The 14,768-nt window shown below is 35.3% G+C and carries 10 protein-coding genes and 1 tRNA gene; 5 read left to right on the forward strand and 6 right to left on the reverse strand.

The window, feature by feature from the left end:
• Window positions 1–28: 28 nt before the first annotated feature.
• Together AsAng_RS24495 and AsAng_RS24500 are read right to left on the reverse strand one after the other, a co-directional pair.
• Entirely contained in the window at window positions 29–2,170 is a 2,142-nt protein-coding gene (locus tag AsAng_RS24495; RefSeq protein ID WP_264789749.1) for a T9SS type A sorting domain-containing protein, read from the reverse strand.
• 519 nt (window positions 2,171–2,689) lie between these two features.
• Window positions 2,690–3,892 carry a T9SS type A sorting domain-containing protein gene (locus AsAng_RS24500; protein ID WP_264789750.1) on the reverse strand — a complete coding sequence of 401 codons (1,203 nt, stop codon included), beginning with the start codon at window positions 3,890–3,892 and terminating at the stop codon, window positions 2,690–2,692.
• 603 nt (window positions 3,893–4,495) lie between these two features.
• Here AsAng_RS24500 and AsAng_RS24505 point away from each other — a divergent pair.
• Window positions 4,496–5,908: a hypothetical protein gene (locus AsAng_RS24505; RefSeq protein ID WP_264789751.1), complete on the forward strand. Its 1,413-nt coding sequence runs from the start codon at window positions 4,496–4,498 to the stop codon at window positions 5,906–5,908.
• An 87-nt stretch (window positions 5,909–5,995) separates the two neighbouring features.
• On the opposite strand, the gene AsAng_RS24510 is transcribed toward AsAng_RS24505, so the two are convergent.
• From AsAng_RS24510 to AsAng_RS24520, 3 genes are all read right to left on the reverse strand, one after another.
• The gene (locus AsAng_RS24510; RefSeq protein ID WP_264789752.1) at window positions 5,996–7,030 is read right to left on the reverse strand and encodes a diphosphomevalonate/mevalonate 3,5-bisphosphate decarboxylase family protein; all 1,035 of its coding nucleotides are present in this window, start codon (window positions 7,028–7,030) and stop codon (window positions 5,996–5,998) included.
• Window positions 7,031–7,191: 161 nt separating this feature from the next.
• Window positions 7,192–8,142: a GYDIA family GHMP kinase gene (locus AsAng_RS24515; RefSeq protein WP_264789753.1), complete on the reverse strand. Its 951-nt coding sequence runs from the start codon at window positions 8,140–8,142 to the stop codon at window positions 7,192–7,194.
• A gap of 38 nt (window positions 8,143–8,180) precedes the next feature.
• Window positions 8,181–9,122, reverse strand: a complete 942-nt coding sequence (locus AsAng_RS24520) for a hypothetical protein (protein ID WP_264789754.1) — start codon at window positions 9,120–9,122, stop codon at window positions 8,181–8,183.
• A 67-nt stretch (window positions 9,123–9,189) separates the two neighbouring features.
• Here AsAng_RS24520 and AsAng_RS24525 point away from each other — a divergent pair, with 67 nt between their 5' ends.
• A complete protein-coding gene (locus tag AsAng_RS24525; RefSeq protein WP_264789755.1) occupies window positions 9,190–9,708 on the forward strand; it encodes a hypothetical protein in 519 nt (172 codons plus the stop codon).
• Window positions 9,709–9,801: 93 nt separating this feature from the next.
• On the opposite strand, the gene AsAng_RS24530 is transcribed toward AsAng_RS24525, so the two are convergent.
• Entirely contained in the window at window positions 9,802–12,774 is a 2,973-nt protein-coding gene (locus AsAng_RS24530; RefSeq protein ID WP_264789757.1) for a M16 family metallopeptidase, read from the reverse strand.
• Between the two features lie 303 nt (window positions 12,775–13,077).
• Here AsAng_RS24530 and AsAng_RS24535 point away from each other — a divergent pair, with 303 nt between their 5' ends.
• From AsAng_RS24535 to AsAng_RS24545, 3 genes are all read left to right on the forward strand, one after another.
• Complete coding sequence (locus AsAng_RS24535; RefSeq protein ID WP_264789758.1) at window positions 13,078–13,662, forward strand: RNA polymerase sigma factor; 585 nt, start codon at window positions 13,078–13,080, stop codon at window positions 13,660–13,662.
• Between the two features lie 62 nt (window positions 13,663–13,724).
• The gene (locus AsAng_RS24540; protein ID WP_264789759.1) at window positions 13,725–14,504 is read left to right on the forward strand and encodes a tetratricopeptide repeat protein; all 780 of its coding nucleotides are present in this window, start codon (window positions 13,725–13,727) and stop codon (window positions 14,502–14,504) included.
• A gap of 177 nt (window positions 14,505–14,681) precedes the next feature.
• Window positions 14,682–14,754: transfer RNA gene (locus tag AsAng_RS24545), tRNA-Pro, on the forward strand.
• Window positions 14,755–14,768: the final 14 nt, after the last annotated feature.

A 14,768-nucleotide genomic window follows, 5' to 3' on the forward strand; every position in this document is an offset into this window, starting at 1 on the left:
ACCGCATTTGCAAAATTAAATTATAGACTTATTTTTTGATAATACGTTGTGTTGTTGCACCCTTATCTGTTTTAGCTGTAATAAAATAAACTCCAGCGGGAAATTGCTCTACATTAAAGGTTTGAGTTTCTTCTGTTACATTATCGCTATCCGCTATAAAGATTACACGACCAGAAACGTCTGTCATAATGTATTGTACATTGGTTGCTTCCTCAAACTTCACTTCTACGTTAAGTATGGTGTTGGTTGGATTAGGATAAGCAGACATTTCGGCAGCTTCATTAGTAGCGATTATTGGAGTAGTGCTATTATAGACAGGAGGCATATGAATTCCAATAGAAGGAACATAACCACCGCCAAAACCATCTGCAAACCAAGATACGCTACCTGCTGCATCTGTATTCATAGATGGAGAAGGATTAATAACGGTATCTGCTCTAGACATGAGTCTATTCATGTAATAATTGTATTGGTCAGAACCAATCCACAGTGCAGTAGTAGCCGTAAAAGTAGCAGCTCCACCAAGCACAGCAGGATTTTGAAGAACAGAAACATAGTAGAACCCATGGTCAGCTAAGTTAGGCATCGCACCACCAGAAGAAGGATCAACTAGGCTAGATACTGTTCCTAAAGCAAAATCACCACCAGCAACCGTTGTTCCTAGACCTGTTAGGTTAGCTGTTCCTACTCCAATATGAAGCAATTCATCGCTATCTAAAAGACCATCTGAAGGGCTTGCACCAGATCCATCTGTTAATTTGTAAACATTTACAAATACAGTTTGTGATGCATTCCCAGTATAACCATTAGGTACTTGATAACGGAAATCAATAGAATCAATTCTTAGATTATTGGTCATTCCTTTAGGGAAATAATAAACAGAACCATATTCAAAAGCACTAAATACACCAGATGCATTTGCTGGGAACATACCTCTAGAAGCAAAAACTCTAAGGTCAGAAGCAGCTCTTCTTGCTTTTGAAATATAGCTTGTACCTGAACCAGTTATGGTGAAGGTATGACGAACAGTATCGTTTGCTGCATTGCCATCTATTTTGTTGTGTGTTAACCAGTAACGAACTCTGTAGTTACCCTTTTTGTTTTGGATAAAACTGATGTCTCTTAAATACTCAATAAAAGGAGTACCTACTTGATCGCCAGCTTCGAGTGTATCGATATTCATGGTATCTAGATAAACATCAAAAGTAGGAGCATTTGTTACTTCATCATAATAATCAATAGCTACATAAATTCTAGCGCTATCTTGTGGATAAAGTGTTTTAGCACCATAGTTAATCACCTTTCCACCCCAGAACCACTCTTTGGTATTGGTTGGATCAAGATTAGAGAGTGCTTGATAGCGATTGCCTCCAATTTTTGCAAAATCACCACTACCAGAGATTAAGTTACTATTTGGGTCAGGAAGTCCCCAAGCAATATCGTATTCTGGTGCTGTTTCGATGGTCACATCATCGATCATTGCATAATAGTAATTGCCTTCGAAAGTAAATCGAACACGAGATTGGCTTAAGTTGGCAACTCCAGCCGTTACATTTGACAATAAAACACGAATTAATTTAGGATCAGAAGAACCTTGTAAAATTTGATAGTCAGAAGGAGTACTCCAAGTCAAACCATCGTCGGTAGACATAGAGACACTTAGTTCAGTGATGTCATGATCTCTGAATTCAGAAAAGAATTGAACAACAAGAGCACTATCGGTATAACCAGATAAATCAATTCTAGGAGAAATCAATTCTCCTCGGTGACCTGCTGGAGAGGTACCTGTACCTTGTGCACTCGTTCCATTATTATCCATGAAACCAGAATCAAAAATAGCAACACCATTTGTTCTTGTAGGCGAAGGCATAGGCGTATTGCCTGCATAGTACCCTTGAGAATAACCTAGTGTACTTCTCGTCCAATAAGCCGCACCTGGGTTTACTGTAGAAGTTGTTGCACTTTGGTTTTCAAAAACAGATAGTGCAGTCCACGTGGTAGCGGAGTAAGAACCTGCTGTTCCTGTTTGAGTAAATGCATTTTGGAATTCTCCATCTGCCTGACCCGCAGAAGCGCCTGCGCCCCATACTTTAGTTTGTGCATTAGCTCCTATTGAATATAGGCTTGCAAGTGCTAATGCGCAAACAAACATGAGATTAGATCTAATCATAATGTCTGTAATTTAAAAAGTTAGCAAAATTTGTACTGTTATTCAGAGACTTATTAAAATCTATAAGTCATACTGTCTTTTTTAATGTAATGTGACTCTGTACTGTAAATTTAGAGGCTTTGAATACGATTTATTGGTATAGTTGACTAGACTATTTAAGAATGTTCGGAAGATGGGAAAGAGTTGTTTGTATGCCTAATCGTCCCCACGAAGCTGCATTTTAAAAATTAACCTCTAAACCACCTTTCCTACTAATTCTAAGCAATAAATAATAATTAAAAATTTAATAAGTAAACAAGTAATATTTTATAGTTTAAAACCTTTGTAAATAATAGTGGTCTTGCGACCACTATTATTGTATAAAATAGGTTTGCAAGCAATTTGTGTAATGAATTTCTTTTTCAAATGCTAAGGTTTAGCCAAAGCGATGCCTAATCAATAAAATTGATCGTGATAAACGCTTTATGGATTAAATGAATTCGCAGGCTACAGAAGAGCATCACTTCTGCAAAATAAATGCTATCGAACAACTAATTTTCCTGTATGGATTGGTGCTCCATCGCCAGTGATTTGATAGAAATAAACTCCCTGACTAAGGTTGTCTCTTTCTTTATCAACTGTTATTTGTTGTTGTTCTTGAACTTGTAGTACTTTAATTACTTGACCAGCAACATTTATAATTTGAACTTGAGTTATTTGATGAACAGCTCCAGTTATATTAATGGTTGTTGTTCGGTCAAAAGGATTTGGTGAAATATTCACTGAAACGATCGCTGTATTCTTTTTATCAGTATGGGACAATTCAGCAGAATTTACACCAGTATTTTTATTGTTGTCTGAAGTGTAATAGAATGTTTTATATTTTAGAGCAGTCATTACATCTTTAGAAGAAATATTTATTGTATTAACAGAGGCAGAATTATTATTATTATTAGCGCCTCCATTGCTCTGTGTAATATCGTTGCAAAATTCAGAAGAGGACAAACTCTGAATTGTTATCCCTGCGGTATTATTATCATTTCCAGAAGTATGACTAGTACTTCCTTTGTCGCTATTTGTACTATTAGTATTGTTATTTGAAGAGGTATTGACCGTAGCCGAAGTACCAGATCCTGGACCATGACCAACGATATGCAATAAACTGTCCCATGAAGGTCGGTTGTCTAGAAAAACATGATCTTCAAATATAGAATTAGATGTAGTTTGACCTAGCAGATCATTGGCTGACATATGGCGTTGTGCTTGGATTGCAGCTACCGTAATAGTTGTGTTTCCATTGTTATTTCCGTTATTATGACTGATGTAATGATCAATCATTGCTTGACATGGATCATCAGGGTATATATGAACCTTTGTACAATGTATTTGATCGGCTGAATTCGGAATCTCTACAAAAAACTCAGAACAATCTGAATTCATTACATCCCCTAAATCAAAGGTATACTTATTTCCTAATTGGAAAGTAACAGGTATTGTTGATTTTAGTAGGTTTAATCCATTTGCTATTTCTATTTCAACATAAGCACCATTCGCAATTGCATTACCATGATTGCAATAAGAAATGCTATATAAACCATTGCTGTTAGTGGCAGTAATATTCACCTCCATCAAAGGGCAATAGCTATTACCTTGTTGGAAATTAGTAGTGACAAGTGTTTGAGCCACTGACACATTATACATAAAACTGGCAATGAAGATAAAAAAGAGTATAGTGGGCTTCATACTTGTGTGCTTTAAAATTAATTATTGCTGTTTGTCTTACAAATCTAATACATTATATATATATAGGGTAATACAAAAAAAAGCATTTATCAGAAAAAATAATCTACTTAGTTATAGTGAAAAAGCCATTTTCTGTTCTGTAATGACTGTTTTGTGCCTTTTTTTTTATATGCTATATCAGATTTTATAGAATGTTTTTTTTGCAAAAAAATAATGTTAAATTATGTTTACGTTTATAATTGTTTGATAGTCAATTATTTGTAAAGAATTTAAGTTATTTGTAACTAGTTGTATTTCAGTTTGTTATGAGTTTTGTTTGAAGGGCGTTTTTGCTTTCATACTATTTAAAGTTGAGGCAATATATTGAAGAATAAAAATTAATAAAAATGTAAAATTATTAATCATATAATGACCACATGAATAGTGCCACACTTTAGTTAGCCCTGTCAGTTTTTAGTTAAAAAGTGTCAAAAAAAGAAAGATATTGTTTAAATAAGAGAACTAAAACAATTAAGGTAGGATTTTATCAGAAAAAAAGACTAAATTAACCAATGAGTATAATATTTTTCATGGATCTGTTTTAGTAAAAAAAGCTTCAATTTTATGTATAAAAGTAAGCTAATAAGATTGTACAAAACTCTTGATGACGCAGAGATTAGGCAGTTTAAAAAGTGGGTAAAATCTCCTATTCACAATAAACACAAGGATGTTCAGCTTTTATTTGACTATCTTTTTTCAAGACAAGGGCTAAGTCCTGTGACAACTCATAGAGAACGAGTCTTTCAGTTTCTTTATCCCAACGAAAAAATGAACATGGTTCGATTGCGCCATGTGATGTCTTTTGCTACAGATGTTTTAGAAGAATTTATCAGATATATAGAGCATGTTTCTGACGAAAAAAATAAAGAAATGCTCTTGTTAAGAGGATTTAGAAAGCGAAATTTAAAAAAAGATGCTGAAAAACAAGAGCAGCAAGTGCTGAAAATTCTAGAGAAAGAAAAGGCTAAAAATGAAGATTATTATCGTTTAAAATACCAATTGGAGTTAGAGTTGTTTCGACTAAAAACAGTCGGGAATCAGCCAACTAGTGTGAACTTGCAGGAGGTGTTGGATAATTCTTCATTAGTATTTGTGCTAAGTATATTACGTTATGCTTGTAAAAGTATTACGCATCAGAACTTATTTAAAACGAAGTATGATATACCTTTTTTAGCGCCTATTTTAACTGCTATTGAGAATGGAAGTTATGCGACCATTAATATCAATAGTATCCAATTGTATTATGCCTGTTATATGGCTTTGACAGAGCCCGATGTTGACGAACATTATGAAGAACTCAAAAGCTACCTTATTCGTTATCCCAATATTTTGCCCCCTGATGAATTTAGAGACGTTTACGAAGTCGCAATTAACTATTGTATAAAACGTTTGAATAAGGGGCATAGCTATTATATAGAGGAAGCCTTTCAACTTTATATGAACGGAATTGGAAATAAAGTATTGCTAAAAAATGGTTACTTAAGTCATTTTGCCTATAAAAACATTGTTGCACTAGGATTGCATTTGGAGAAATTTGAAGAGATAAAAGAATTTATTCCAAAGGGGGAACATCTGCTTCATCCAGAACACAGAGAAAGTTATGTGCATTATAATACTGCTACGTTATATTTTGCAACCGAGGAATATGATAAAGCAGTACGCCTGTTAATTTCTATGGAATATGATGATTTATTTATGACCATAGGAGCCAAATTATTGTTGCTCAAGATTTATGTTATTGAAGGTAGTTTTGATCTGTTAGAATCCTTTCTGCATAGTTTTGCTCAGTTTGTGCGGCGCAAATCGACTTTAAGTTCAAGCCATAAGCAGAGCTTTTTGAATACCATTCGATTGACCCAAAAAATGGTACACGCCTTTACTAAAAAGCAGAAAGAGGCATTGATTGATGAAATTAATGCAACAAATCCACTGCCAGAAAAACGTTGGTTATTGGAGCAGCTAGGAGGAACGAATTAAGGGAGAGACTTAATTAAAAAAAATTTGGAAATGGAACCATTCATTCGCATTTCCAAATAATTAAGTAACAGTCAAAAAGGATAGGAGCTAAGTTAATTTTAATGGTCCTAAACCAACTTGATCTTTTAGGTATTGTTGTCCTTCGCAAAAAGCAAGTAAATCTTGTTCAATAAAAGCTGTCACCTCTTCCTTGATGGCATCGGGATATAACAAGTGTAAATTAGGTCCCGCATCCAAACTAAAATAAAGGTGATTTCCTGTTGCTTTGCGCCAAGCTTGAACTCGTTTGATGAGTTCTATAGAGTTGCCCTCCATTAGAATATAAGAAGGTTCAGAAGTCATCATTAGCGCATGCAATTGCAAAGCCTCTTGTTCCGTAATGTTTCCAAAAGTTGTCAGATCACCATTTTTTAGCGCCACCAAAAGCTTGTCTAAATTATTATGTGCCTGTTGGTAACGAATTTCTGCAAAGGGATTATCTTCCATAAGGGCATGCCCTGCAGTACTAGATACACTCTTTTCTCGCTTGCTAACCATTAAAATATCATCGTGAAAGCTTTTAAATACTTCATGTACTTCTTCCCCAAAAGGAATAGCATATTCATTGGATGAATTTTTAACCAATTCGGTGGCTCCCCACACGGCTAAATGAGGATAAATAGAACGACTAGCAGAACCCGATCCTAAACGAGCAATATCAGATGCCTTGCGATAAAACAATTCTTCATTTGGCAAGGTGATCGCAACTTGGCGTTCCATGCTACAAAGGCAAAGCGCCAAGGCACTCATACTTGATGCAGAGGAAGCAATTCCTGCCGAATGAGGAAAAGAATTGTGCGATTCAATATGCAATCGGTAAGCGGTTAGAAATGGAAAATACTCTACAATGCTACCTAAGAATTTAACAATTTTTGCCTTAAAGGCTTCGTTTTCTTTTTGTTCAAACAAGAAAGTTAAATCAATCTTCCCATCATCCTCTTTTTCCTCATAACTTAAACTGGTTTCAGAATAGGCATTTTGGAGGGTAAAACTAATGGATGCATTTTTGGGGAGTTGACGACCATATTTGCCCCAATATTTGATAAGAGCAAGGTTCGAAGGACTGCGCCAGGTTATTTTCATGAATAGTGGATATTAAATATAATTAAGGTTAATCGTTTACTCCTCTAAAACGATGGACAAGCAGCATAAGTATATGCACACTAAAAAAGCCCATGAGTAGCAGACAAAAATAACAATCCTATTGAATATAGTAGATTAGAATAAAAAAAGAATAAACTTGATTAGTATTCTTTTATTAGTTCTTTGTATTTAAGGATGGTTTCAAATCCTTTTTCTTGAAAGTAAGCCTTAGTTGCTTCTTCGTCTTTATTACTGGTAGCCAACACAAAATCACCTCCCCAACCTCCAAGAGATTTGATTTCGCCCCAATAATCACTAAAATAAAGTTCTTTAGCTCTAGGTTGTTGAATAATTCCTTGAACTAAATTTTCATGTTCTTCTAGCAGGGTTTCAAAATCGGCTAAATTATCGGTGTATTGAGCAATGTCGTGCGTAATTTGGCTAATACGGGGCAGGGGAACTTCTCTTTCTTCAGGAGCCGTGACGGTATAATAAACTAAGGCCTCTTTGGAGCTTTGTTTTTTGCCCAAATGGACGAAATAGAGGTTTTCCTTAAAGGAAGGATTAAAACCTGATTTATCCCAACGATTTTTGCCATTAAATTTTTGAAACAATAAAGGACCATTAGCCTTTGCTGCTGCTATGTCATAACCAGAGCCACCAAAGGTATCCTCTAATAACAAAAAGGGATCAACATTGGCCCATTCTGCAAGCATGGTAATTAAAGTAGAACTAGAACCCAGCCCCCAATCTCTTGAAAACTCTAATACCGATTTAGCTTCCCAAGTTCCTTGTTTTTGCAAAAAATCAGCGTTCAAGGTTTTAGCCTGTCTTAGAATATTTTGGAGATTATCAGCAACCTCTTGCTTGTCTTCGTCACCATTGATTTCTACCAAATTAAAACTTGGCAAATCAAATATTGCTTCAAACCAAATTTCGCCTTCGTTAGAATAACTTTTCCAGTGTAATTGATGGGCACCTTTAGGATCTATTAATTGAACATCTAAGGTTTGTCCTAGTTGAGTTGGTAAAGCCAAGGAAACAGCCCCCTCCGTTACAAAGTATTCCCCAGTCAATAATAATTTTCCGTTGGTACGCATTGAAAAGCTCATAATTTGATATTTTAAATGTTGTGATTTTAATTTGTGGTTTATTGATCCAAGCCTAATTCTTTTCGAATCGATTCATCTTTGATCTGGTGTTTATTCCAATAGTCAGATAAGATGGTTCGTGTGCGAGTGGCCGTTGTGCTCAATTCTTTGCCATTGTCAATATACGTTTCTTTCCACCCTTCTATCTCATGTGGAAATTTTTTGTGGTAATCAATCCTTATCGTACGTTGGGACAATGGAAAATTGAGTTGATAGGAATTTAGTTTTTTATTCGTTTCATGCGGAATAAGCGTTGCAACTGCTTCTTCTACATCAATTGCAGAATGCCTTAACCTTGCTGTTGCTGTATTGGGAATCAATTGTATTGAACCAGTGGGCAACGCACTTGGAGCAATTCGAATCAAGTTCCATATTTCATCTTCTAGCATAGCTTGTTCCACCTGATATTCTTGATCTCCTTCGGTTTCAAAATAAGAATGCAGTGATATTCTATACTTATATTTTTGTAAATTTAATTGAGTGAAGGTATGCCCACACCACTCTTGAATGCTTGTTGTTACTTTTATACTATGTTCGTATTTGTCAAGTTGTACAGGAGTAAAAATAGACTGTAAGATAGAATAGTCATAGATACCCGTTACGAATTTTTTAGATAAGTTGAGTTTTAATACAGAGACAACATCTTCTTGGTTTCGATCTGTTGTATTGAGTTTGACTTGCTTGGATTTGGAAAAAGGCTCTGTGACAAAAACTAAGACTGCTGTTCCATTTCGAATTTCGCCATAACGAGCTTGTTTTAAATTATAACTTGTTATTTCAGCTTTTCCTTGATACCAATATTGGTCAAAATTAGATTTGTTAATGCGTGTAATTTTAGGTGCCTTAGTTTCTATAGAATCGGAAGTAGCAGAAAGAAAAAGAATTCCTAAAAAGACAATAGGAATTAAAGAATAGAGTTTATATTTAGAAACGAAAGACATAAAAATTTGATTTAGGCTGTAACATAGAATTACACGCCTAATATACTAAAAAAAAATAGTATTTACTATGAAAATCAATTCTATCATAATCCTATTCCTATGCTTTTTGTTTGTATTACCAGATCTAATGGGACAAAAATTAGTAGACGATACTCAAACCTTAAAAGTTTTGGTTTTTGAACATTTAGAAAAAGATAAAAAAAAGCTAGTTAGCCAAGGAGGGCGCATTAAATACAAATTGGAGAGCAATTCTAAGCAACTCTTAAAAGGAACCCTAGAGGAAATAAAAGAAAATGCAATGATCGTTGATGGTAAGGAGGTGCTGTTTGCAGATTGTTCTATGATTGCTGGACGAGTGACCACAGAAGAAGTATTGATTGGAGGTATTGCTACTGGAATAGGATTTACAACTATTGTTGTTGGAGCAGCTTCTTTGGGGAATATTATTGTTGGGGGAACTGTTATTGCAGGAGGGGTAGCAGCGTTGGTGGCAGGAATAATATTAATTACTAAATATAAGCGTTTTAATTTGAATAAAGGTTGGGAGGTACATAGTGGGCAAATTATCTATAGTGCAACGAACTAAAACATAGATCAAAAGGAGCAAAAAAAAATGACAATTTGAAGGTATCTCTCAATACCTCCAAATTGTCAAATAGTGATTAGGTTGACCTAATCGTTATGGTCCCTTAGGAGCTTCTTTTTCAGGTTTTACAGTTACAATAATAGATTTTTCTAAATCCAAGAACTGTTTGGCTGCTTTTTGAATATCCTCTTTTGTCAAGTTTTCGATTAAATTGTCATAAGCTTTAATGCCTTCCAAATCTCTATCTGTTCTATAATAACTAGAAAGCGTACTTAGCCAGAAGCGATTTTTTTCCAAATTGCTTTCACGAGAACGGCGTTGCGTTTCACGCACCTTATTGAAGTTTTCATCAGAAGGGCCATTTTCTTGCAAGGATTTGATTTCTTCTTTAACCGCTTCTACCAGTGTTTCAACATCTTCAGGAGCACACTGAAAGAATACAGTAACATCAGAAGTACCTTTCGGCTCTTTGCTCATTCTTCCTCCAACATAAGGACTATAAACGCCACCTTTGTCCTCTCTAAGGTTTTCACGTACCATGATGCTAAGCACCTTAGACATAGAAGCAACTCGATGTGCTTTTTCTTGCGACCATTCTTCTTCTTGCACAAAACCCATATAGACATTAGCCTGAGGAGCCAATCCTTTTTTTAGATTGTTTGTGCTTGCTGCGGTTGGGTATTTTACCCCAACATCTTTTCCTTTCTCTTTTCTATTGGTACTAGGTAAAGAACCGAGGTATAACTCCAATTGAGGTTTTACCTTTTCAGGATCAATATTCCCTACAAGCACAAAGGTAAAATCAGAAAAATCAGAAAAACGATCGTTATAAATTTCGTGTACACGCTCAAAGTCGATTTTTGAAATGTCTTCTTCAGAAGGAACTGCTTTGCGTCTTGGGTGATTGCCCGTTTTGATTTTTTGAATTTCAGATTGGAAATACAACATAGGATTGGCACTCAGATTGCGCAACTGTTCTTTGCTTTGGTCGATGACACGGTCAAATGACTCTCTGTCTTTTCTTGGCTTGGTACCATACAAATGAACCAATTGAAGCATGGTCTCAAAATCCTCTACAGAAGAAGAACCAGAGAAACCTTCGTACAATTCACCAATATAAGGAGCAATACTAACCGTAGCACCCGTTAATTTTTTCTCTAAAGCGATTAAATCAAATTCACCCAAACCAGCTTGATCAATGATGTTGGCCGCATTTTGAGCAGAAGTAAAGTCTTTGTCATCGTAAAGAGAATGACCTCCAGGACTATAGGCGGTTAGTAAAATTTGATCATTTTTAAATTCTGTAGGCTTTAAGATAACACGCACTCCATTAGACAAGGTGTACTCTGTTAGCCCCAATTCATCTTTTTCTACTTTTTTGGTATCCACAACCTTTCCAGCAGTAGGCGTTTTGGCCAAGAGTGGCATATCCACAAACTTATCTTTATAAGGCTCTGTTTTGAATTCTTTAGAAGCAGCCAATATCTTTCTGATTTCTGCCTCTGTAGGCATTTTAATGCTTTCTTTTTCAGGAGCAGTAAGAACAATGGCTCTATTTTTTTCTATAATCCAATTTTTTGCCAAAGCATTAATTTCTTCTAAAGTAATAGACGGTAAAAATTCTTTGACCAATTTAAGTTCTTTTTCTGCACCAAAAAGTGGGGCATCATTTAAGAAGTGATAAACACATTCCATGGCCAAGTTATTAGAAGTACTTTTATCACGTTCTTTGTACTGGCGTTCTGCCAATTTTTCCAAAGCCAATTTTTGGCGCTCTAGCTCTGTATCGGTAAAACCATGCTGTAATACTCGTTGATTTTCACGCAACAAGATATCTAGACTACCTAAAATACCATCCTCTTTGCATCGAGCAGAAGAAAAATAACCATCTTTTGAACGCACAAAATTGCCATAGCCTGCACCTGCACTAATAAAAGGAGCATCATTTTGTTGCCCAATTTCGTCAAAACGGCTACTTAGCATACTATTATATAATTGGTGCATCAAAGAAGTTCTATAATCTCCTAATGTATTGATTTTTTGAGGAGCATGTTTGGTATAAAGCTGTAATTGAATGCCAGTAGCTTCTTTATCGGTTGCAATGGCTACAAATGTTTCGTCATGATCAGGAACTTCAAACAATTTTTTCTCTCTAGGATTTTCTGGGTTCTTCAAACCTTGGAATTTTTCCTTGATTTTCTTTTCCATCTCATCTACATCTAGATCTCCTACTACAATAATTGCTTGTAAGTTGGGACGGTACCAATCTCTGTAAAATCTGCGGAAGCGATCATGAGGGGCATTTTGAATAATATCCATTAGACCAATCGGCAATCGATCGGCATAACGAGTTTTGTAGAATACTTTAGGCCACCAGACATGACGCATACGCTCATTAGCACCCAAGCCAGTTCTCCATTCCGATTGAATAACGCCACGTTCTTTGTCAATTTCTTCTGCTTCAAAAGCGATACCTGTTGCCCAATCACTCATCACTAAGAGTCCTTTGTCTACCAAGCCTTCTTTGTCAGTAGGCAATTGGAGCATATAAACGGTCTCATCAAAACTAGTGTAAGCATTTAGATCTGCGCCAAAACGAACGCCTGTTTTTTCTAAAAAATTGATGAGATCATTTTTTGCAAAGTTGGTTGTACCATTAAATGCCATATGCTCTACAAAGTGCGCTAAACCTTGTTGGTCGTCGTCTTCTTGCATAGAACCTGCATCAACTGCTAATCGAAGCTCGATACGATTTTCTGGTTGTGCATTTTTTCGGATGTAATAATGCATTCCATTGTCTAAAACACCAGTACGGACATCAGGGGAAAAGGGTAGTTTTGCATCCATTCCACTAGCACCTTCCTTAGCGTCATCAGTAGTTGCTGTTGAGCCTAGGCTACCTAGCCCACTAATAGGTGATGGAGTGGTCGTATCTGATTTAGCAACGGTTTCTTTTGTTTTAGTTTTGTTGTTAGAAGTTGTGTCTGAGGAGCTTTTGCAGCCCATTTCAGCATAACCTAACAATACAAAAAGAAACAATGCTAAAAACTTAGATGCATTATTCATAAGTTTTTTATTTTAATAATGGTTAGGAAAAGTGTAACTTTAGGAGCATAACGAAAATACTAGTGTTTTTATCTATGCTCTTTATTAAACCTTAAATTTAATTAAAAGCTCTAGAAATACAGTTTTTTTTCGACTAGTATCCCCTAAAAACCCACAAAAATAGACAGATACAGGATTAGTCTTTTTATAAAAAAAGGCTATATTTAATATATTATTAGGGAAACAATTAAGAACTAATTTGCGTTGATATTTTTTATACCTTAATATACAGTAACGGTAACATTTTGCTAATCCGGTTCATAAATGCTTGAAAAGAAAGATAATCAGATTTTAGAGGCAATCAAAAAAGGAGACTCCAAAGTATTAGAAAGACTGTACGATGAAAACCGTCAATCCTTTTTAATATGGGCAACACAGCTATATCAGTGTGAGATGGAGGATGCTGTTGAAATCTATCAAAAAGCTTATACAATTTTGTATCTAAACGTCAGAAATGAAAAGCTGACGAGCCTAACTAGTTCTATAAAAACATATTTATTTTCTATAGGAAAAAATTTATTTCGAGAGAAATTTAGAGATAAACATAACAGATTAGTTAATATAGAAGACGTTAGTAATACAAATGCGATTAATAACCAGTTGGATTCAAATGTTCTTGATAACTATCAAGATGAACATCAGAAGGAATTGGTACGACACTTGCTTAATGAAATAGGAGATCCTTGTAAGAAATTATTAGAATTAATGTTTATTCGAGGATATTCAGCAGAAGCAGTAGTTCGAGAAATGGGATATAGCGATGAACGTGTAGTACGTAAACGTAAATCACTGTGTCTAAAAAAGCTTAGAGAGATGGTTGCTGAAAAAAAAGATTCTAACTTTCTATAATAATGAACCAAATTTAAATGACTAAAGACAATTACCTCTTTAAATTATAAACCAAAACAGTCATGGCAAATGTAGAAAAAAGTAGACTGATTGAAGCGTATTACCGAGGCACCTTAAATGGGGCAGACAAAGGTTATTTGAAGCAACTCATGAGTGAAGATCCTAGTTTTAGACAAGAAGTTAAAGATTATAAGCATATTTTTAATGGGTTAGAAGCATTGCATGTTGAACATTTCCAGGCAAATCTAGCCCAGATGGAGAAAAAATATCAGGATAATGTGGTTGCAATGAGTCCAAAAACAACCATAAGACCTTTTCAAAAATTGTACTATGCAGCAGCAGCAGTTGCACTCCTTATCTGTTGTAGCATAACTTATCATCTGATGACACCTTCTGTTTTTGATCAACATTTTGCAGCTTCAGAATCAATCGCAGTGCATATTGAATCAATTCGAGCAGGTGGACAAACAATGTCAACAGAGGAGCAAATCAAAAAAAGTGCTTTTACTGCTTATCAACAAAAAGAATATTCCCAAAGTATTTCTTTGTTAAAAGATTATCTAAATACTTATCCTGAAACCGCTTCTAAAGATTACCAGTCAATATTGGTTTTAGGGGTTGCTCAATTGGCAGAAGGAAAAGTTGAACAAGCTACCAGAACGTTAGAATTGGTTATTAAAGGAAGAGACTCTTCTTATAAACAAGAGGCCGAATGGATGTGGGTATTAGCGCAAATAAAACTGGATAATAAAGAAGCTGCGAAAAAAGTTCTTCAAGATATTATTGATCAAAAAGGACATATCCACAAAGAAAAAGCGCTTGAAGTTCAACATCAACTTTAAAAAGCTAAAAAATATTTTTATAAAAGGAGGCTGCCTGAAAAGAGCAGCCTCTTTTATTGCTAGAGCCTTCAAAAAAGATAGGTGAATTGGACGAGGTTCTAAATAAGTCAATCTTATTTTTTGAAAAAATAAAAAAAGGCTGTACTTTAGCAACCCTCATTCAAGAATGAGATAATACGGGATGTAGCTCAGTTGGTAGAGTACGCGTCTGGGGGGCGTGAGGTCGCTGGTTCAAGTCCAGTCATCCCGACATAGATTTTTAAG

Origin of the sequence: Aureispira anguillae, from assembly GCF_026000115.1 — a bacterium.
Classification (GTDB): domain Bacteria; phylum Bacteroidota; class Bacteroidia; order Chitinophagales; family Saprospiraceae; genus Aureispira; species Aureispira anguillae.

Bases quoted from the DNA above. Each gene is read 5' to 3' on its own strand.
- AsAng_RS24500 (WP_264789750.1), bottom strand. From the start codon at position 3,892: ATGAAGCCCACTATACTCTTTTTTATCTTCATTGCCAGTTTTATGTAT.
- AsAng_RS24530 (WP_264789757.1), bottom strand. From the start codon at position 12,774: ATGAATAATGCATCTAAGTTTTTAGCATTGTTTCTTTTTGTATTGTTA.
- AsAng_RS24535 (WP_264789758.1), top strand. From the start codon at position 13,078: ATGCTTGAAAAGAAAGATAATCAGATTTTAGAGGCAATCAAAAAAGGA.
- AsAng_RS24520 (WP_264789754.1), bottom strand. From the start codon at position 9,122: ATGTCTTTCGTTTCTAAATATAAACTCTATTCTTTAATTCCTATTGTC.
- AsAng_RS24510 (WP_264789752.1), bottom strand. From the start codon at position 7,030: ATGAAAATAACCTGGCGCAGTCCTTCGAACCTTGCTCTTATCAAATAT.
- AsAng_RS24495 (WP_264789749.1), bottom strand. From the start codon at position 2,170: ATGATTAGATCTAATCTCATGTTTGTTTGCGCATTAGCACTTGCAAGC.
- AsAng_RS24515 (WP_264789753.1), bottom strand. From the start codon at position 8,142: ATGAGCTTTTCAATGCGTACCAACGGAAAATTATTATTGACTGGGGAA.
- AsAng_RS24505 (WP_264789751.1), top strand. From the start codon at position 4,496: ATGTATAAAAGTAAGCTAATAAGATTGTACAAAACTCTTGATGACGCA.
- AsAng_RS24525 (WP_264789755.1), top strand. From the start codon at position 9,190: ATGAAAATCAATTCTATCATAATCCTATTCCTATGCTTTTTGTTTGTA.
- AsAng_RS24540 (WP_264789759.1), top strand. From the start codon at position 13,725: ATGGCAAATGTAGAAAAAAGTAGACTGATTGAAGCGTATTACCGAGGC.